The organism is Rhizobium laguerreae, assembly GCF_002008165.1.
Classification (GTDB): Bacteria; Pseudomonadota; Alphaproteobacteria; order Rhizobiales; family Rhizobiaceae; genus Rhizobium; species Rhizobium laguerreae.
In genome coordinates, this window is sequence record NZ_MRDM01000032.1 from 194,375 (window position 1) to 213,739 (window position 19,365).

Annotated in this window: 16 protein-coding genes; 2 read left to right on the forward strand and 14 right to left on the reverse strand. The window is 61.6% G+C overall.

Annotation, left to right across the window (positions count from 1 at the left end):
- Positions 1-11: 11 nt before the first annotated feature.
- The 7 genes from BS630_RS34785 to BS630_RS34815 all read right to left on the reverse strand — a co-directional run bounded on the left by BS630_RS34785 (position 12) and on the right by BS630_RS34815 (position 7,605).
- Entirely contained in the window at positions 12-1,379 is a 1,368-nt protein-coding gene (locus BS630_RS34785) for a pyruvate dehydrogenase complex dihydrolipoamide acetyltransferase (RefSeq protein WP_077981099.1), read from the reverse strand.
- Positions 1,380-1,394: 15 nt separating this feature from the next.
- The gene (locus BS630_RS34790) at positions 1,395-2,786 is read right to left on the reverse strand and encodes a pyruvate dehydrogenase complex E1 component subunit beta (protein ID WP_077981100.1); all 1,392 of its coding nucleotides are present in this window, start codon (positions 2,784-2,786) and stop codon (positions 1,395-1,397) included.
- A gap of 15 nt (positions 2,787-2,801) precedes the next feature.
- A complete protein-coding gene (pdhA, locus tag BS630_RS34795; RefSeq protein WP_077981101.1) occupies positions 2,802-3,848 on the reverse strand; it encodes a pyruvate dehydrogenase (acetyl-transferring) E1 component subunit alpha in 1,047 nt (348 codons plus the stop codon).
- Positions 3,849-3,993: 145 nt separating this feature from the next.
- A complete protein-coding gene (locus BS630_RS34800; RefSeq protein ID WP_017960293.1) occupies positions 3,994-4,314 on the reverse strand; it encodes an FtsB family cell division protein in 321 nt (106 codons plus the stop codon).
- A 137-nt stretch (positions 4,315-4,451) separates the two neighbouring features.
- Entirely contained in the window at positions 4,452-5,726 is a 1,275-nt protein-coding gene (eno, locus tag BS630_RS34805) for a phosphopyruvate hydratase (RefSeq protein WP_077981102.1), read from the reverse strand.
- A gap of 140 nt (positions 5,727-5,866) precedes the next feature.
- Complete coding sequence (gene kdsA, locus BS630_RS34810) at positions 5,867-6,712, reverse strand: 3-deoxy-8-phosphooctulonate synthase (protein WP_077981103.1); 846 nt, start codon at positions 6,710-6,712, stop codon at positions 5,867-5,869.
- Positions 6,709-7,605 carry a VOC family protein gene (locus BS630_RS34815; RefSeq protein WP_077981104.1) on the reverse strand — a complete coding sequence of 299 codons (897 nt, stop codon included), beginning with the start codon at positions 7,603-7,605 and terminating at the stop codon, positions 6,709-6,711. Before BS630_RS34815 ends, kdsA begins: the two co-directional genes overlap by 4 nt.
- 198 nt (positions 7,606-7,803) lie before the next feature.
- On the opposite strand from BS630_RS34815, the gene lexA reads away from it, so the two are divergent.
- The gene (lexA, locus tag BS630_RS34820; protein WP_003539306.1) at positions 7,804-8,523 is read left to right on the forward strand and encodes a transcriptional repressor LexA; all 720 of its coding nucleotides are present in this window, start codon (positions 7,804-7,806) and stop codon (positions 8,521-8,523) included.
- Here lexA and BS630_RS34825 read toward each other — a convergent pair.
- Positions 8,504-10,936, reverse strand: a complete 2,433-nt coding sequence (locus BS630_RS34825; RefSeq protein ID WP_077981105.1) for a ComEC/Rec2 family competence protein — start codon at positions 10,934-10,936, stop codon at positions 8,504-8,506. The two genes, lexA and BS630_RS34825, sit on opposite strands and share 20 nt — an antisense overlap.
- A 290-nt stretch (positions 10,937-11,226) precedes the next feature.
- Between BS630_RS34825 and gltA the strand changes: the two genes are divergently transcribed.
- Complete coding sequence (gltA, locus tag BS630_RS34830; protein ID WP_017964153.1) at positions 11,227-12,516, forward strand: citrate synthase; 1,290 nt, start codon at positions 11,227-11,229, stop codon at positions 12,514-12,516.
- A gap of 31 nt (positions 12,517-12,547) precedes the next feature.
- Here the strand turns inward: gltA and lpxB are convergent, their stop codons facing one another.
- Genes lpxB through bamA form a run of 6 tightly spaced genes read right to left on the reverse strand, consistent with a single transcriptional unit; the run spans position 12,548 to position 19,331 of the window.
- Complete coding sequence (gene lpxB, locus BS630_RS34835; RefSeq protein WP_077981106.1) at positions 12,548-13,726, reverse strand: lipid-A-disaccharide synthase; 1,179 nt, start codon at positions 13,724-13,726, stop codon at positions 12,548-12,550.
- Positions 13,723-14,604, reverse strand: a complete 882-nt coding sequence (locus BS630_RS34840) for an LpxI family protein (RefSeq protein ID WP_077981107.1) — start codon at positions 14,602-14,604, stop codon at positions 13,723-13,725. Before BS630_RS34840 ends, lpxB begins: the two co-directional genes overlap by 4 nt.
- Before the next feature lie 3 nt (positions 14,605-14,607).
- Positions 14,608-15,426 (reverse strand): acyl-ACP--UDP-N-acetylglucosamine O-acyltransferase, encoded by an 819-nt coding sequence (gene lpxA, locus BS630_RS34845; RefSeq protein ID WP_077981108.1) that lies wholly within the window; start codon positions 15,424-15,426, stop codon positions 14,608-14,610.
- Positions 15,423-15,890, reverse strand: coding sequence for a 3-hydroxyacyl-ACP dehydratase FabZ (gene fabZ, locus BS630_RS34850; RefSeq protein WP_003539296.1), 468 nt, complete (start codon positions 15,888-15,890; stop codon positions 15,423-15,425). Before fabZ ends, lpxA begins: the two co-directional genes overlap by 4 nt.
- A complete protein-coding gene (lpxD, locus tag BS630_RS34855) occupies positions 15,883-16,947 on the reverse strand; it encodes a UDP-3-O-(3-hydroxymyristoyl)glucosamine N-acyltransferase (RefSeq protein WP_017960283.1) in 1,065 nt (354 codons plus the stop codon). The genes fabZ and lpxD overlap by 8 nt, the downstream gene beginning before the upstream one ends.
- Before the next feature lie 50 nt (positions 16,948-16,997).
- The gene (gene bamA, locus BS630_RS34860) at positions 16,998-19,331 is read right to left on the reverse strand and encodes an outer membrane protein assembly factor BamA (protein WP_077981109.1); all 2,334 of its coding nucleotides are present in this window, start codon (positions 19,329-19,331) and stop codon (positions 16,998-17,000) included.
- Positions 19,332-19,365: the final 34 nt, after the last annotated feature.

Here is a 19,365-nt window from a genome sequence, read left to right on the forward strand (position 1 = left end):
TCGTACCGCTATCAGACAAGCATGCCCATCGGGTTTTCGATGTAGCCCTTGAAGGCCTGGAGCAGTTCGGCGCCGAGCGCGCCATCGACGCAGCGATGGTCGGTCGAGAGGGTGACTGACATCACGGTGGCAATCGCCATTTCGCCCTTCTTGACGACAACCCGCTGTTCGCCGGCGCCGACCGCGAGGATCGTCGCATGCGGCGGATTGATAACGGCTGAAAACACCTTGACGCCCATCATGCCCATGTTCGAGACCGAGCTGGTGCCGCCCTGATATTCCTCGGGCTTCAGCTTGCGGTCCTTGGCCCGCTTGCCGAGATCGCGCATCTCGTTGGAGATCACCGACAGCGTCTTTTGCTCTGCCTTGCGAATGATCGGCGTGATCAGGCCGCCGGGGATCGAGACGGCGACGCCGACATCGGCATGCTTATGCTTGACCATGTTGTTGTCGGTCCAGGAGACGTTGGCATCCGGAACGTCGCGCAGCGACAGCGCCATGGCCTTGATGACCATGTCGTTGACCGAGAGCTTGTAGGCCGGAGCGCCGCCATCCTTTCGCGGGGCCGCATCGTTCAACTGGGCGCGCAGCGCCAGCAGCGCATCGAGCTCGCAATCGACACTGACGTAGAAATGCGGGATCGTCTGCTTGGATTCGACCAGGCGCTTGGCAATCGTCTTGCGCATGCCGTCATGCGGCACGAGCTCGTAGGAGCCAGGTTCGAAGAGCTTGAGCACGGCCTCCTCGGAAGCGCCCTTCGGTGCAGCAGCAGCGGCCGGCGCCGGCGCGGCAGCCTGCGGGGTTGCAGCGGGTGCAGGCGCAGCGGCCGCCTTGGCGCCACCGCCGGCAACGGCGGCCTCGATGTCGCTCTTGACGACGCGACCGTGCGGGCCGGAGCCTGCGACAGCCGAAAGGTCGATACCGGCTTCCTTGGCCAGACGGCGGGCAAGCGGCGAAGAGAAGGTGCGGTTGCCATCAGCCGAAACCGATGCGGGTACAGCGGCGGGTGCTGGTGCTGCAGCCGGAGCGGACTGGGCCGGAGCCGGCGCGGCCTCGGCCTTCGGCGCGGCCGCGCCGTCTGCCTTCGGCGCAGGTGCGGCGGAACCCGCACCAGTTGCGGCAGCAGCGACATCCTCGCCATCGGCGGCGAGAACCGCGATCAGCGCATTGACCTTGACGCCTTCGGTGCCGGCGGCAACGACCAGCTTGGCGACCGTGCCTTCATCGACGGCTTCGACTTCCATCGTCGCCTTGTCGGTCTCGATCTCGGCGATCACATCGCCAGACTTGACCTTGTCGCCTTCCTTGACCAGCCATTTGGAAAGATTGCCTTCCTCCATGGTCGGAGAGAGGGCGGGCATCGTGATATTGATCGGCATCGAAACACCCTCCCCTTATTTGTAGCAAACAGCCTTCACGGCATCGACGACTTCGCCGACGTTCGGAAGCGCCAGCTTTTCGAGATTGGCGGCGTAGGGCATCGGAACGTCCTTGCCCGCAATCGTCAGGATCGGCGCATCGAGATAGTCGAAGGCCTGCTGCATGACGCGGGTGGCGATTTCGGTGCCGACGGAGGACTGCGGATAACCTTCCTCGACGGTGACCAGACGGCCGGTCTTCTTCACCGATTCGATCACGGTCGGCAGGTCCATCGGACGGATGGTGCGAAGGTCGATCAGTTCGACGTCGATGCCGAGCTTCTCGAGTTCGGCGACAGCCTTGGTGGCATAGCTCATGCCGATGCCGAAGGAGACGACGGTCACGTCGTTGCCCGGACGATGGATGCGCGCCTTGCCGATCGGCAGGACGAAATTGTCGAGCTTAGGCACATCGAAGTGCTGGCCGTAGAGAATTTCGTTTTCCAGGAAGATGACCGGGTTCGGATCACGGATCGCAGCCTTCAGCAGACCCTTGGCGTCAGATGCCGTGTAGGGCATGACAACCTTCAGGCCGGGAATGGCGCTGTACCAGGCTGCATAATCCTGGCTGTGCTGGGCGCCGACGCGGGCTGCTGCACCATTCGGGCCGCGGAAGACGATCGGAGCGCCCATCTGGCCGCCGGACATATAGAGCGTCTTGGCAGCGGAGTTGATGATCTGGTCGATCGCCTGCATGGCGAAGTTGAAGGTCATGAATTCGACGATGGGGCGAAGGCCGGCCATTGCCGCACCGACGCCGACGCCGGCAAAGCCATGCTCGGTGATCGGCGTATCGACGACGCGGCGCGGGCCGAATTCCTGCAGCAGCCCCTGCGTGACCTTGTAGGCGCCCTGATATTCGGCGACTTCCTCGCCCATGACGAAGACGTTTTCGTCGGCGCGCATTTCCTCGGCCATGGCGTCACGCAGCGCTTCGCGCACGGTCGTCGACACCATTTCGGTGCCGGCCGGGATTTCGGGGTCGTTCTGCACCTGGGCTTTCGGCTCGGCCGGAACGGGTGCGGATGCCGGAGTTGCGGCAGCCGGCTTTTCCTCCAGCGCTGCCTGCGGTACAGCAGCCGGCGCTGCCGCCGGAGCGGACGCAGACATGTCGGATGCGGATTCGCCGTCCTGCAGGAGAACAGCGATCTTGGCGTTCACCTTGACTCCTTCGGTTCCGGCAGGAACCAGAAGCTTGCCGATGACGCCTTCGTCGACGGCTTCGACTTCCATCGTCGCCTTGTCGGTTTCGATTTCGGCGATCACGTCGCCAGAAGTGACCTTGTCACCTTCCTGCTTCAGCCATTTGGACAGCGTGCCTTCTTCCATCGTCGGAGAGAGGGCGGGCATGAGGATATCGATAGGCATGGGTTCCCTCCCCGATTACAGCAGAATGTCGGTATAGAGCTCGGATACATCCGGCTCCGGATCGGCCTGGGCGAAGTCGGCACTATCGGCGACAATGTCGCGAACATCCTTGTCGATCGCCTTCAGATCGTCTTCGGAAGCCCAGCCCTTTTCGATAAGGCGTGCCTTCACCTGTTCGATCGGATCATGCTCGGAGCGCATCTTCTGCACTTCGTCCTTGGAGCGATACTTCGCCGGGTCGGACATCGAATGACCACGATAACGATAGGTCAGCATTTCGAGAATGATCGGGCCTTTGCCGGAACGGCAATGTTCGAGCGCCTCGTCGGCCGCCGCCTTGACGGCGCGGACGTCCATGCCATCGACCTGAATGCCGGGGATGCCGAAGCCGGATCCGCGCAGCGAGTAATTCGACTGAGCGGTGGCGCGGGCGGTCGAGGTGCCCATGGCGTAACGGTTATTTTCGACGATATAGACGATCGGCAGCTTCCAGAGAGCCGCCATGTTGAAGCTCTCGTAGACCTGGCCCTGGTTGGCAGCGCCGTCGCCGAAATAGGCGATGGAGACATTGCCATTGCCGCGGTAGCGGTTTGCAAAGGCAAGACCCGTTCCGAGCGAGACCTGGGCGCCGACGATGCCATGACCGCCGTAGAAATGCTTCTCTTTCGAGAACATGTGCATCGAGCCGCCCTTGCCGTGGGAATAGCCGCTGCGACGCCCGGTCAATTCCGCCATGACACCGCGCGCTTCCATACCGGTTGCCAGCATATGGCCGTGGTCGCGATAGGCGGTGATGACCTGGTCGCCTTCCTTTTGCGCCATCTGCATGCCGACGACGACAGCTTCCTGACCGATGTAGAGGTGACAAAAGCCGCCGATGAAGCCCATGCCGTAAAGCTGACCGGCCTTCTCCTCGAAGCGGCGGATCAGCAGCATCTCGCGATAGGCCTTGAGCTCCTCATCGCGATCGAAGTCGGCTACCGGGCCTCCATTCGATGCTTTGGCTGCCGGTTTTGCTGCAGTTTTGCGGCTGGAAACGGTCGCGGTCTTTCGCGGCGCCATTCAACCCTCCCTATGGGTTTGTCGGTTCTTGGTGGCGCGTACCATAGGGAAGAAATATGACCACAGCAATGCCATAAATGCATGGCTCGTATTCGACGCTAAAACGTTGGAAAAACTACGAAAATTCTAATTAACCTATTTCCAGTTAATTGGAATAGTGGTTGAAAACGACGATCTCGTCGGCGCGCGACATGTTGAGCTGATAACGCGCTTTTTCGTCCAGCATATCCTTGTCGAGCGAGCCATCACTCAAGAGCGCGACCTGATTTTCCAGATGTTCGCGCTTTGCTTTCAAGACGGCAAGCTCTTTTTCACGCGCGACACGCTGACGCTCGAATGTCTCCGTCGCGCGCAGGCCGTAATCGCCATGGATGCAATGATAACCGAAGTAGGAAAGGAAGGCGACCGTCATGGCCGGAATGACGAAGCGACCGATTCTTCTCTTTTTATGATGCTTTGTCCACATACACGCATGCTCTTGAACGCATTACCAATTCGTTCAATCTAGCGCGCAGAGATTAACCGTTCGTTGACTCTAAAAAACGGGCAAGAAAAAACCCGCGCCGGGAAGGCGCGGGTTAAACAATCAAAGGTCAGATCCGATCAGCCGCGGATGATCGAGCGGCCGGCATACTGGGCCTGCGGCCCGAGGCCTTCTTCGATGCGGATCAGCTGGTTGTACTTGGCGAGACGGTCGGAACGCGATAGCGAACCGGTCTTGATCTGGCCGCAGTTGGTGGCGACCGCGAGATCGGCAATGGTCGAATCTTCCGTCTCGCCGGAGCGGTGCGACATGACGGCGGTATAGGCCGCCTTGTGCGCCGTGTTGACGGCGTCGAGCGTTTCCGTCAGCGAGCCGATCTGGTTGACCTTGACGAGGATCGAGTTGGCGACGCCCATGCGGATGCCGTCGCGAAGACGGGCGGAGTTGGTGACGAAGAGGTCGTCGCCGACGAGCTGGGTCTTCTTGCCGGCCAGGTCGGTCAGCGTCTTCCAGCCGTCCCAGTCGTCTTCGGCCATGCCATCCTCGATCGAGATGATCGGATAGTTGGCGGCGAGCTCGGCCAAATACTCCGCCATGGCGCCCGATTCCAGCGTGCGACCTTCCCCTTCGAGAACGTATTTGCCGTCCTTGAAGAATTCGGTCGAGGCGCAGTCGAGGCCGAGGCACATGTCGTCGCCCGGCTTGTAGCCGGCTTTCTCGATCGACTTCATGATGAAGTCGAGGGCCTCAGGCGCGCTCTTCAGGCCCGGTGCGAAACCGCCTTCGTCGCCGACATTGGTGTTGTGGCCCTGGCTCGCAAGTTCCTTGCGTAGCGTATGGAAGACTTCCGAACCCATGCGCACGGCTTCGGCGATCGAATCGGCGCCGACCGGCAGGATCATGAATTCCTGGAAATCGATCGGGTTGTCGGCGTGGGCGCCGCCATTGATGATGTTCATCATCGGCACCGGCAGCAGGCTGGCGGAAGCGCCGCCGACATAACGGTAGAGCGGCAGGCCGGACGCCTGGGCGGCAGCCTTGGCGACGGCGAGCGATACGCCGAGGATGGCGTTGGCGCCGAGGCGCGACTTGTTCGGCGTGCCGTCCAGCTCGATCATGATGTTGTCGATCTGGATCTGGTTTTCGGCGTCGATGCCACCGATCGCGTCGAAGATCTCGGTGTTGGCGGCTTCGACCGCCTTTTCGACGCCCTTGCCGAGGTAGCGCTTGCCGCCGTCACGCAGTTCGACCGCCTCATGCGCGCCCGTCGAGGCGCCCGAGGGGACGGCCGCGCGGCCCATGCTGCCATCTTCGAGATAGACATCGACTTCGACGGTGGGGTTACCACGGCTATCGAGAATCTCGCGGGCGATGATATCGGTGATTGCAGTCATGGGTTCTTCCTGCTCGGTGGATGATAAGTCGGTTCGAAACCTGTCTTAGTCGAAGGCGTGCAAATTACAATGCTGCAATTTCCAGCCTTCGAACCGCGTTAGATCTCGCCTATAGCACGATCATGTCATGCTGTTGAACGTCAAGCCTTGGCGACCGCATCGAAGGCAAGCAGCTTTTCGAGAAGCCGCGGCATGTCTTTGAGATAGACCATATTCGGGCCGTCCGAAGGGGCATTGTCGGGGTCCTGATGGGTTTCGACGAAGACACCGGCAATACCGGCAGCCACTGCGGCGCGCGCCAGGGTTTCCACGAATTCCCGCTGACCGCCGGAGGATTCGCCCTGCCCGCCCGGCTGTGCCACGGAATGGGTGGCATCGAAGATAACCGGCGCGCCCATCGCCGCCATGATCGGTAGCGAACGCATGTCGGAGACCAGCGTATTGTAGCCGAACGAGGCGCCGCGCTCGCACAGCAGCACGTTCGGATTGCCGCTGGCATTGAGCTTCTTCAGAACGTTCTTCATATCCCAGGGGGCGAGGAACTGGCCTTTCTTGACATTAACGACGCGGCCGGTCTTGGCGGCGGCGATGAGAAGGTCGGTCTGGCGGCAGAGGAAGGCCGGGATCTGCAGGACGTCGACGATCCTTGCCACCTCCACGCATTGCTCGGCGGTATGAACGTCTGTCAGGACGGGAAAGCCGAATTCCTTCTTGAGGTCGGCAAAGACCTCCATGCCCTTTTCGATCCCGATACCGCGTTCGGCCGAGAGCGAGGTCCGGTTCGCCTTGTCGAAGGAGCTCTTGTAGACGAGGCCGATGCCGAGCTTTGCGCAAAGCTCCTTCAGCGTCCCGGCCACCATGAAGGCGTGGTCGCGGCTCTCCATCTGGCAGGGACCGGCAATCAGCGACAGGCGGCCGGTATTGGAAAAGGTGACCTGGCCTTGGCCTTCGCCGATCCTGACCTCGGAATTCGTATCAGTGCTCATCGTGTTTCCTCGAAGGCGAAGAGCGTGCCCTGCCCGGGCGCGGGCTTCACCAGAATGCGATTGTTCTTGCGCGTGTATGTCACCCCGTTAGCAGCCAAATGCGCTTCTGTCACGGCAAGATCGGCGACAGCAAAGAGGATTGCCCGGCCGCGCAGGCCGCGATCTGCGGATGAGACGGCGATGTCGAAATATGCCTCCAGCCCTTCCGGCGTCATCAGGCTGATTTTCGCATTCGATGCCGCAATATCGACGCCGAAACCGGTTTTCTCGACTGCCGATTGCGCCACGGCAAGGCCGACGAAGGCAGCGAAGGCGGCCGGCTCTGGCGTGCAAAGCGCGATCTCAACTATGCCGGTGACGCCATTGGCATGCGTCTCCAGCGCCGCGCGGTCGGCCGGTAGCGGATTGACGCGCTCGACGGTGAAAAACAGGAGATCAGGCGCGCGCAGGTCGCCGGCGAAAGCCAGCTTAAAGCCGGCAATCGTCTCGGAACCGTCCGGCATCGTCATCGGCCGGGTGAATTGCAGCATCTCGCCAGCGCTCGATCCGTTGCCGACGAAATCCTGATGGTCGATGCCGGCATTCTTGCTGCCGAAAGCCAGCCCCGAGAGCCCCTCCTCGCCACAGCGGAAACGGAAGGCCTGGTTGCGGGCAGTGAAGACATTACCCTGCCGCGCCGATGCCTCGCTCTCCTCGACGTTCGCAATCCCGAGCGGCTCCAGATAGGTCTTGTCGGCAAAAAAGACGCAGGCATTCTCCGTTCCGAAGGGATGGCGCGCATCGGCGGCAACGGTGAAGCCGAGCTTGCCGAGCCTCTCGCGCGCCAGATCGATATTGACGACCGGCAGCACGACATGATCCAGCGGGTGCGGTTTGGCGGAATGCTCGTTCATGATATCCCTCCTGGAAACGGCAAGAGATCTGCGACGGCGCGCCCCTCATTGCAAGAGATCTGTGCCAATCCGGCGAATGAAAATAAAAATCTCAACGAGTTGGCACCAAGCTTTACAGAAATTTAGCTACTTGCGGAACACATATGGAACATATAGTGTCTGTTCTGGATTTGTTTCAATCACGAGGTCACAACGTCGATGCTCACGCGCAAACAACAGGAGCTTCTCCTTTTCATTCACGAGCGCATGAAAGAATCCGGCGTTCCGCCGTCTTTCGACGAAATGAAAGATGCCCTGGACCTCGCCTCCAAGTCCGGGATTCATCGCTTGATTACAGCGCTCGAGGAGCGTGGCTTCATTCGCCGCCTACCGAACCGCGCCCGTGCGCTCGAGGTCATCAAGCTTCCGGAGGCCTACAGCCCCAGCATTCAGCCCCGGCGCGGCTTTTCGCCGAGCGTCATCGAGGGCAGCCTCGGCAAACCTCAGCCGGTCGCCACTCCTGCTCCCGCAAAACCCGTCGCCGACAACGGCAACTCGGTCTCCGTGCCGGTCATGGGCCGAATCGCTGCCGGTGTGCCGATCTCGGCGATCCAGAACAATACCCACGACATCGTCGTTCCGGCCGACATGCTCGGTTCCGGGGAACATTATGCGCTGGAGGTCAAGGGCGATTCGATGATCGATGCCGGCATCTTCGACGGCGACACCGTGATCATCCGCAACGGCAGCACCGCAAGTCCTGGCGACATCGTCGTTGCTCTGGTCGACGACGAAGAAGCGACACTCAAGCGCTTCCGCCGCAAGGGCGCCTCGATCGCGCTAGAAGCGGCCAACCCGGCTTACGAGACCCGGATTTTCGGGCCGGACCGTGTCAAGGTTCAGGGTAAACTCGTCGGTCTCATTCGCCGCTATCACTGACATTGGCCAAGCCGGATTCGGTAAAACTGTTGCTGCGCCAGTCATAGGCGCGATGGCGCATCCATGGCCGCGACAATGCATCGAATGCGGTTGCGACCTCGAGGCCGGTGTCCGTGAAGCGCAACTCGATGGAACCGGTCCTGCGCAGCGTCTCACCGGTGAAGAGCGTCGCACCTGAGCGGCAATTGTTGAAGCGAAGGCGCACCGACGTCACGACGATATCGGCCGCGTCGCATGCCGGGCCGAGATAGCCGGCGTTGTCGATGACGGTTAACACCTGACCATTGCCAAGCCTTGATGTGCACCAGGCCTTCTTGACGCAGGAAAAGCGGTCTGCGTCACCGGCCGCTGCGGCCGCCCGCATCGCGGTCCTTGCTTCGTTCTGCTGATCGCGGGAAAGCCTGACGCGGCGGTCTTGTCCCTCAGGCGGGATAGCAGGACCATCCAGCATCTTCGGCGGATCATGCCTCGGCCGGACCAGCGCTCTCTGCCACTGGTCGAAGATGAAATCCGGCGGTCTTTCACGGTTGGAAGCCATTGCCGCCGCCTCAACGACTGCGACGAGACTGCCATCCTCCGAAATCACCAGATCGGGCGGCCGGGGACCCGGTAGAAGCAACAGGATGAGTGTTGCGACCGTGATGATCGATGTGCCGACATGGCGCAACCGGGTGCGGAACAGCGTCAGCAGCAGAAAGCCTGCCACGGCGACGGCGAAATACCAGGCGGGCAAGCGGCCGACGTCGATATTGCCACCCCAGCCGGACACCGTCTTTGCGACCGCGATCACCAAATCGAGGCCGAATCCGACGATCTTCCAAGCCCAAACATCCAGACCGAAAGGCATGAGCAGCATCGCCAGCAGACCTGCCGGCATGATGATGAAGGAGATGATCGGCATCGTCGCGAGGTTAGCCGGCAGGCCGTAGGCGGTCAGGCGATGAAAATGCTCGATCGAAAACAGCGCGGTTGAAAAACCGCCGATCAGCGAGGTCAGGAAGACGCCGCCGAAGAAACCGGCAACCGTAACGAACGGCCGGATGATCGGCAGCTTCAGAAAGGCGTTTTCGCGGACGCGCCGGTCCTTCCACAGCTGATAGCCCGAGACCAGCGCCAATGTCGCGGCAAAGGACATTTGGAAGCTCGGTCCCAAGACCTCGGACGGCGAAATGGCGATGATGACGAGAGCGGAGAGCGCGACGTTGCGCAGGCTGATCGACGGCCGGTCGAAGAAGACCGCAATCAACATGATGGCCATCATGATGAAGGCGCGCTCTGCAGAGACCGCAAAGCCGGAGATCAGGAAATAGGCGGTGACGGCGATGAGCGCGCCGGCGGCAGCGATCTTCTTCGTCGGGTAGGCCTCAGCGATGCCGGGAAAGAGGCTGAGCAGCATCCGGAAGCCGACGAAGAAGATGCCGGCCGACAGCGCCATGTTGAGACCGGAGATGGCGATGATATGAGCCAGACCGGACTGGCGCAGCGCCTCCGTCGTCGCATCCGAAATGGCGCGCCGCTCATCCGTCACCAGAGCAGCGGCAAAAGCACCGGTGTCGCCGGGCAGGATCGACCGTATGCGGTCGCCGATGCCGCTGCGCAGCCGGTAGAGCCCTTCGAGCAAAGCTTCCGGCGTCGATCTCGCAGCCTGCGGACCTGCCTGCAGATCGGCCTTCGTCGGTGCGCCGTAGAAGAAGCCATTCGCGCCGATGCCGTCGAAATAAGCACTGAAGGAGAAGTCGTTGAGCTCGGGAAGCGCTGGACCTGCCGGCGGCGTCAGCCGCGCCCTGCCGGTGATGATATCGCCGATCTCGAAGGCCGCGTCCGCGCCGCGGGCGATCGCGGTGATACGTTCTGGCGGCCGCTTCACCTGTGGCGCCTCAGTGCCGGTGACGGCAAGAATGTAGCGCCACCGCCCGCGACCGTCGCCTTCACGCCGCTCGACACGGCCGGTCACCGTCGTCGTCACGGCGGAATCGAGGATCACCGTGGAAATCCGCCAGCTCTCGAGCTGCGCAGAGACCATGCCGCAGGCCACGAGCGCAAGCGCCAGCAGCGTTGCCCGCACCGCTGTCCGGCTGCGGCTGGCGATGACAACCGCCACGGTCAGCGCCAACAGGCAGAGCAGCGATGCAATGAGAGGAAAATCCGATGCCGCGAGAAACCAGACGGCTGACCCGGTACCGAGGAAAACTGGCGAGAACAGCAGCAGGCGGCCGTGGTCCGCCTCCTCGCCCAGCATGCGCATGCCGGCCCGCAGCAATTGCGAGGCTGCGGCCGGCAGCCGATGGCGCAATGGTGTCGCCGACTGCGTCCGTGTCGGTCGCGTTCCCACCAGAGGTGGTGAAAAATTGGAAGTGTTAGCAGCGCCTTCGCCTGCTTCCGGCCGCAATTCGACTGTCGTCAACTCCTGCATGAACCGCCCAAGCCCGGATGCGAAGGCGGCCAGAATGCAACCTCCAATCAAATCCGGCAAGAATAATCGATTGAAATATGAGGGAAAATCGCGAGCGCCAAAAGACCAGTCGAATCATCGGCTTCCGATATGCGTGCGGCTCATCGCTGCAGTGCCTAAAAGGTGATACCGCAATGCACAAAATGCCGTCACGGTAACTTGGCATTAGCTTCGCGATCATATAGCTATCGGTGAGGACGCTTAACCCCTATGGCGCTTTTGTGGCGCCACCGCCATTTCGGAGGATCAGCATGACGGATCAAAGCGCTACAATAAAAATCGGTGACAAGTCTGTCGACCTTGCTGTCAAAAGCGGCACGATCGGCCCGAGCGTCATCGATATCGGTGCCCTCTACAAGAACACCGCTTCCTTCACCTACGATCCGGGTTTTACCTCGACCGCATCCTGTGAATCGAAAATCACCTACATCGACGGCGACGAAGGTGTCCTGCTGCATCGCGGCTATCCGATCGAGCAGCTCGCCGAGCATGGCGACTTCCTCGAAGTCTGCTATCTCCTGCTTTACGGCGAACTGCCGACCACCGTGCAGAAGAAGGATTTCGATTACCGCGTCACGCACCACACCATGGTGCACGAGCAGATGAGCCGCTTCTTCACCGGCTTCCGCCGCGATGCGCATCCGATGGCCGTCATGTGCGGCTGCGTCGGCGCACTGTCGGCCTTCTATCACGACTCCACCGACATCACGGATCCGCACCAGCGCATGGTTGCCAGCCTGCGCATGATCGCCAAGATGCCGACGCTTGCCGCCATGGCCTACAAATACCATATCGGCCAGCCCTTCGTTTATCCGAAGAACGACCTCGACTATGCCTCGAACTTCCTGCGCATGTGCTTTGCCGTGCCTTGCGAGGAATATGTGGTCAATCCGGTGCTTGCCCGCGCCATGGACCGCATCTTCATCCTGCATGCCGATCACGAGCAGAACGCCTCGACCTCGACCGTCCGTCTCGCCGGTTCGTCGGGTGCCAACCCGTTCGCCTGCATTGCCGCCGGCATTGCCTGCCTCTGGGGCCCCGCGCATGGCGGTGCCAACGAAGCAGCGCTCAACATGCTGACGGAGATCGGCACGGTCGATCACATTCCGGAATATGTCGCCCGCGCCAAGGACAAGAACGATCCGTTCCGCCTGATGGGCTTCGGTCACCGCGTCTACAAGAACTACGATCCGCGCGCCAAGATCATGCAGAAGACGACGCATGAGGTGCTCGGCGAACTCGGCATCAAGGACGATCCGTTGCTCGAAGTGGCGATGGAGCTGGAGCGCATCGCGCTTACCGACGAATATTTCATCGAGAAGAAGCTCTATCCGAACATCGACTTCTATTCCGGCATCACGCTGAAGGCGCTGGGCTTCCCCACGACCATGTTCACCGTGCTCTTCGCGCTCGCCCGCACCGTCGGCTGGATCGCGCAGTGGAACGAGATGATCGAGGATCCGGAACAGCGCATCGGCCGTCCGCGCCAGCTCTATGTCGGCGAACCGAAGCGCGATTACATCCCAGTTTCGAAGCGCTGATCGCTTTAAAAGAACCCAAAAGAAAACCCGGTCAGAAACGACCGGGTTTTTTCTTTTTCAAGACGTCGAGAAGGGTCTCGGCGGCGTGCTCGCCGGGCGGCGTTTCGGTCTGCATGCGTTGCCAGACGAGATCGTAACCCTCGTTCATCGCCTTCAGTTCGAACGTGTCGGCCGACAGCCGCTCCATCCAGCGCGCCAGGCTGGCGCCGCGGACGATCTCGTTCAGGTATTCCGGCACAATGGCATAATCGGCGATGATATTGGGCAATGCGCCCGTCCACACCTTAATGCGCGGGGCGAGCAGGCGGATGATCCAATCCGTCTTGTAGACGGACACCGTCGGCACGCCGGCAAGGGCGAGTTCGAGGATTACTGTGCCGGAGGCTGCCATCGCCGCGTCCGCTTCGGCAAAGGCCTTCCATTTCTGCGCCGGCCCGACCGCCACCTCCGGCGGCGTGACCCAGCCGGCAACCAGACCCTTCACCAGCGCTTCGTTGTGCGGCACGGTCGGCAGCAGGAATCGCATCGGGCCGTTGCGGGCGACGAGTTCCTTGGCCGCGTCCTCGAAGAACGGCAGGAGCTTGACGATTTCGGAGGATCTTGACCCCGGAAGCATCAGGATCGCCTTGCCCGCTTGCCCGACGGGTGCGCGCCCGGCGCGCAGCCGCCGCGCTTCGAGCAGCGCCGGATCGGCGATCAGGCGATGGCCGACATAGGTGGTCTCGGGCCCGCCGAGTTCGCGCATTGTTGCGGGCTCGAAGGGCAGGACGGCGAGCACATGATCGACATAGGCGAGCATGCGCGTGGCGCGATATTCCTTCCAGGCCCAGACGCTCGGACAGACATAATTGACAACAGGCAGATCGGGCAGCGTGGTGCGGACACGCTTGGCGACGCGATGGGTGAAATCCGGGCTGTCGATGATGAGAAGAATATCAGGCCTTGCGGCGATGATCGCAGCCGTCGTCTGGCGGATCAGGGTATAGAGCTTCGGCAGCCGGCTCAGCACCTGGGTGATGCCCATGATCGACAGCTCGGAAAAATCGAACAGGGATTTCAAGCCTTCGGCCTGGAGCCCCTCGCCGCCGACGCCGACGAGTTCCACCGGTCCGCTGTGAATCCGCTTCAGGGCGGCGACAAGATCGGCACCAAGCAGATCACCTGACACCTCGCCGGCAATGACGGCGATCTTCAGCGGCGCCCCGTTCATTCGAGCCCCCATGCCGGCAGGCCGCGATCGATGCCGCAGACGAAAAGCCCGGCCTCATCGGCGGCTTTGATGACGGCGGCGCGATCGAGCACCAGCGAGCGGCCGGCCTCGACGGCGACGCCGGCAAGGCCGGCTTTCCTCGCGTTCAGGACCGTGGAAACGCCGATCGCCGGCAAGTCGGCGCGAACATCCTGCTGCGGCTTGCAGAGCTTGACCAGCGCGCCGCGGCGGCGTGGCGAGATGCGTCCGGCGGCTCGGAGACCCGCGACACGCTCCAGCATCTCGTCCGTGCCCTCAAGACCCTCCAGCGCGACGATACGCCCGCCGATGGCGACGGCGCCCTGCCCGACATCGAGCCGGCCGAGCATTTCGGCGGCTTCCGCTGCGCGCCTGATATCGCGCCGGTCTTCCTCGCCAGGCGCTGCAGCGCCAAGCGGGCCGACGTAGGCAAGAAGGTCGGGAGCGATCTCATGAGCGCCGACGACGCGGCGGCCGTTTCCCTCGATCAGCCGGATCACCATCTGCAGCACCGTATCGTCGCCGCCGGACAGCAAGGTGCGGATCGTGGCCGGCATCTTCATCAGCGTGCGCAGCGTCGGGCGCACCTCGCGCCATTCCGGCCGGCGCCGCACGCTTCCGGACATGACGACACGGCCGATGCCGTAGCGGTTCAAGAGGCCCTCGAGAGCTGCAAAATCGCCGACGCCGATGACGGCATGGTCATACCCTTCCCAGCGCCGGTCGCTTTCGTCCTTCAGCGCGACGATGACGGGATTTTCGCCCGCCGCGCGCGCAGCTTCGGCGACATAGGAAGGCAGAAGGCCGCCACCGGCGATGATCGCCAGCCGGCCCGCAGCGGTATCGCCGGAAAGAGTCACGGACTAGCCCTTCTGCCCCCGGGTTGGCGAGGACAAGGCGCGGTCGCTGTCGGCGGCGATGAAGTCGAGGATGTGGACCGCCTGCTCGCAATCGGCATATTCTTCGCGGATGGCGGCGGCGTTTTCGCGGACGGAGCCCGGTCCTTCGAAGATCGACTTGTAGGCGCGCCGCACCCTGTGAATGACGGCGCGGTCGACGCCGGCGCGCGTCATGCCGACGACGTTGAGGCCGCTCAGCAGGCCGGGATTGCCGTTCAGCATGCCGTAGGGAATGACGTCGTAACTCACTGCCGAGAGCCCGCCGACGAAGGCCTGACGGCCGACGCGGGTAAACTGGTGAACGGCCGAGCCGCCGCCCAGGATGACGCGATCTTCGATGACGACATGGCCGGCGAGCATGACGTTGTTCGACATAATCACATGGTTGCCCACCCGGCAGTCATGCGCGACATGCGAATTGGCAAGGAAGAGGTTGTTGTCGCCGACGATCGTCTGACCGCCGAAATCGGCCGTGCCGGTATTCATCGTCACGCCCTCGCGGATCGTGCAGTTGGCGCCGACCGTCAGCGTCGTCTCCTCGCCGCCGTGATGCACGCTCTGCGGATCGCCGCCGACGACCGCCATCGGGAAGATGCGCGTGCCCTTGCCGATCACGGTGCGGCCGGTGACGACCACATGCGACAAAAGCTCGACATTCGCATGCAGGACGACGTGCGGCCCGACATGGCAGAAGGGACCGATCTTGACGCCCTCACCGATGCAAGCGCCGTCCTCGACGACAGCCATCGGATGAATGCGGGCGCTTTCGGCGATAGTGCTCATGCCTGATCCTTACGAACGATCATCGCGCCGATATCGGCTTCGGCGACGAGCGCGCCGTCAACCTTGGCGTCACAATGAAATTTCCAGATATTGCCGCGCTGCTTGTGCTTCCTGACATGGAATTCAACACGATCGCCGGGGACGACGGGCTTGCGGAAGCGCGCATTCTCGATGGTCATGAAATAGACGAGGTTGCCGGGCTGGCCATCCTTCTTGGCACAGATCGCACCTGCGGTCTGAGCCATGCCCTCGATCAAGAGAACCCCGGGCATAATCGGAGATTCCGGAAAATGACCGGTGAAATGCGGTTCATTCACCGTGACGTTCTTGATGCCGATCGCCGTGTTGTCGCCATCGATCTCGATGATCTTGTCAACCATCAGAAACGGGTAGCGATGCGGCAGCAGTTTCATGATCTCGATGATGTCAGCCGAAGAAAGCGTTGTCGTGGCTTCCTCAGTCATTTTGCTCGCCTCCAGGTTTCTTCCCGCGCAGCTTCGTCTTTGACATCTGTTGCGCGACATCTCTCAGATAGTCATTCAGCGGACGCCCAGGTGTACCACCATATTGTCCGCCAGCGGCAAGATCGGTCATGATACCGCTTTGGGCGGCGATCTGCACGCCGTCGCCGATCGTCACATGCCCCTTGATACCGACCTGGCCGCCGATCTGAACGCCATTGCCGATCTTCGCGCTGCCGGCGATGCCGACCTGCGCAACGATGGCGCAATGGCGGCCGATCTGAACGTTGTGGCCGATCTGTACCTGGTTGTCGATCTTGGTGCCTTCGCCAATGACCGTATCGTCCATGGTGCCACGGTCGATCGAGGTGTTGGCGCCGATCTCCACATTATCCTGGATGATCACTCGGCCGATCTGGACGATCTTGATCATGCCGCGCGGGCCCGGCGCATAACCGAAACCATCCTGGCCGATGCGCGCGCCGTTGTGGATGATGACGCCATTGCCGAGCAGCGCGCAGAGAATGCTGGCGCCGGCCGCAATCGAACAATCCCGGCCAATCTTGACATTCGGACCGATGATGCTGTGGGCGCCGATGCGCGTCCCTTCGCCGATCTCGGCATGCGCCCCGATTACGGCCAGCGGCTCGACGATCACGCCCTTTTCAAGCTTGGCGCTCGGATCGATCACCGCACTTGGCGCGATCTCGCTTTCACCGGAAAAGACGACCGGGCGCAATGCCGCGGGATAAAACAGGCCGCCCGCCATCGCGAAAGCCGCATGCGGATTGGATGACAGGATGACCGGGATATGGGGGGGTACGAGATCGGCGAGCGCCTTGTCGCAGATCACCGCCGAGGCTTCGCATGTCGCCAGTTCATCGCGGCTGCGGCGCGACAGGATATAACAGACATCGCCTGCCCGGGCCCGGCTGATGGGAGCAACGGACCTGACGATAACATCGGCATAGTCGGAATTGGCAAGTTCCGCCCCAAGAAACTCTGCCAGCTCAGCGAGCTTCAGGCCTTCATGGGGCAGAAAAAAAACGTTTTGCTCCATCGGCAATGCTCCAGAACGGAATTGAGTCTTACAGTTCCGGACTGCCGATATCAGAATTGGTTGTTGATGCCAAACTTGAAGTTCTGCGTCTTGTCGAAGTCTTCCTTGAGGACCGGGATTGCGTAATCCAGACGCAATGCACCGAAGGGAGACTGCCAGACGAGGCCGACACCGACGGAGGCGCGCAGCGAAGCGCTGGTACCGTCGGCCTGGTCTGACCCAAGAAGCTCGACGTCATTGCCGAACAGCGTACCGGCATCGGCAAAGACTGCGCCGCGCAGGTTGAAGTCACGCGGGAAGCCCGGCATCGGGAAGGTCGCTTCTGCAGACGCCGTGAAATAGGTCGTGCCACCGAGCGGGTCATCGTGATCCCCGCGGATGCGCGGGCCGATACCCTTGTTCTCGAAGCCGCGAATATCACCGTTGGTCAGCGTGAACTGGTCGAAGACGTTCAGATGGTCGCCCAAAGGAACGACATAACCAGCCGAAGCGGAAAGCGAGCCGATGATATCGGCATCGTCAGCGAGCAGGTGGTAATAACGGGCCTTGCCGTAGATCTTGTAGAACTGCGAGTCGCCGCCGAGGCCGGCAAGTTCGTGCGTCGCCGTCGCATAGATGCCTTCACGCGGCAGGACCGTGTCGTCAAGCGTGTTGTAGGTCAGCGTCTGCGAGACGGAAGAGCGTGTCCACGGGCTCTCGTCGACCAGATTGGCGTAAGTCGCCGAAAGATCAGAGGTATCGCCGTCATACTTCATCTGCTTGTAGTTATAACGGAAGGTCGTCGCCAGATCTTCGGTGATCGGCGCAGTCACACGCAGGACGACGCTGGTTTCCTCGTAGTCGTAGTCGTCGTTGCTCGACGTTTCGCTGCGGTTGACGTCGAAGCCTGCCGCCAGACGGTAGCCGAGGAAATAGGGTTCGGTGAAGCTGACACCGTAGGCGCGCGAGCCTTCCTGGCCGCCACCGGCCGAGATGCGGATGTACTGGCCACGACCGAGGAAGTTCTTTTCCTCGATCGATGCTTCGAGCAGCAGGCCGTCGCCGCCGGCGGCATAACCCGCGCCGACACCGAACGAACCGGTCGACTGATCCTGCACGTCGACGACCACCACCACGCGGTCCGGCGAACTGCCCGGCTGGGTGGAGATATTCACGGAAGAGAAGTAACCGAGCGCTTCGAGGCGACGCTTGGCCTTGGTGATCATCTGCTGATTGAAGGCATCGCCTTCGCTCATGTCGAATTCGCGGCGAATGACGTAGTCGCGCGTGCGGCTGTTGCCGCGGATCTCGATGCGCTCGACATAGGCGCGCTCGCCCTGGTCGACCAGATACTCGACACCGATCGTGTTGTTGTTGAGGTCGCGATTACCGCGCGGCGTGACGCGCGCAAAGGGATAACCGGCTGATGCCACCTGATCGGAGATCGCCTCGATCGACTTCTGGACTTCCTTGGCGTTGTAGACCTGACCTTCGCGGGTGCGCACCAGCGGCTGCAGCTGCTCTGAGCCGACGCCTTCGACGGTCGACTGGACGGTCACCGGTCCGAAGTCGTAGCGCTGGCCTTCCTCGATGTTGAATGTGAGCGTGTATTTGTTGGTCGCGTCGTCGAAGGTGGCATCGGAAGAGACGATGCGCATGTCGGCGTAGCCGCGATTGTAATAGAACTGACGCAGCGCTTCTTCGTCGGCGTGGAGCTTGTCTTCGTTGTAGACGTCCTTGCGGGTCAGGAACGAAAGAAAGTTCGAACGCTTGGTGGCGATCACGGCAGCCAGGCGGCCGGCGCTGTAGGCATTGTTGCCGACAAAATTGATCGAATCGATCTTGGTGCGGTCACCCTCGTTGATGACGAAGGCAAGGTTGACGCGGCCTTCGCCGAGCGGCACCACCTGCGTCGTGACTTCGACCTCGCTGCGCCCGGTGGCAGCATAAGCTTCCTTGATCGACTGGATGTCGGCCTGGATCTGGGTGTCGCTGTAGGGGCCGGCAGCGTGGGTCTGGACGATCGTCGCGAGCTTGTCGTCCTTGATCTTGCGGTTGCCGTTGAAGACGACCTGATTGACCAGTTGGGCTTCCTGAACATTGACGACCAGCGTGCTGCCGGAGACCGAGATCTTGACGTCGGAGAAATAACCCGTCCCATAGAGCTGCTTGACGGAGGCATCGATATCGCTGTTCGAAAAACTCTTTCCAGGAGCGATGGTGAGGTTCGACCGGACGGCTTCCGCGCCGACACGGCTTGCGCCGCGCACATCGATGCGCTGGATGACCGCGGCCTCAGCGGCCGTAGCGGAAACGAACGTCACAGCACCTGCGCCCGAAGCAACAACACCAGCAGACAGCGCAACCGCCGATACTGCGTTCAAAAACTTTGAACCAGCCTTCATTTCACCTATTACCTTTGTTTCCCTCGTCCCCGGC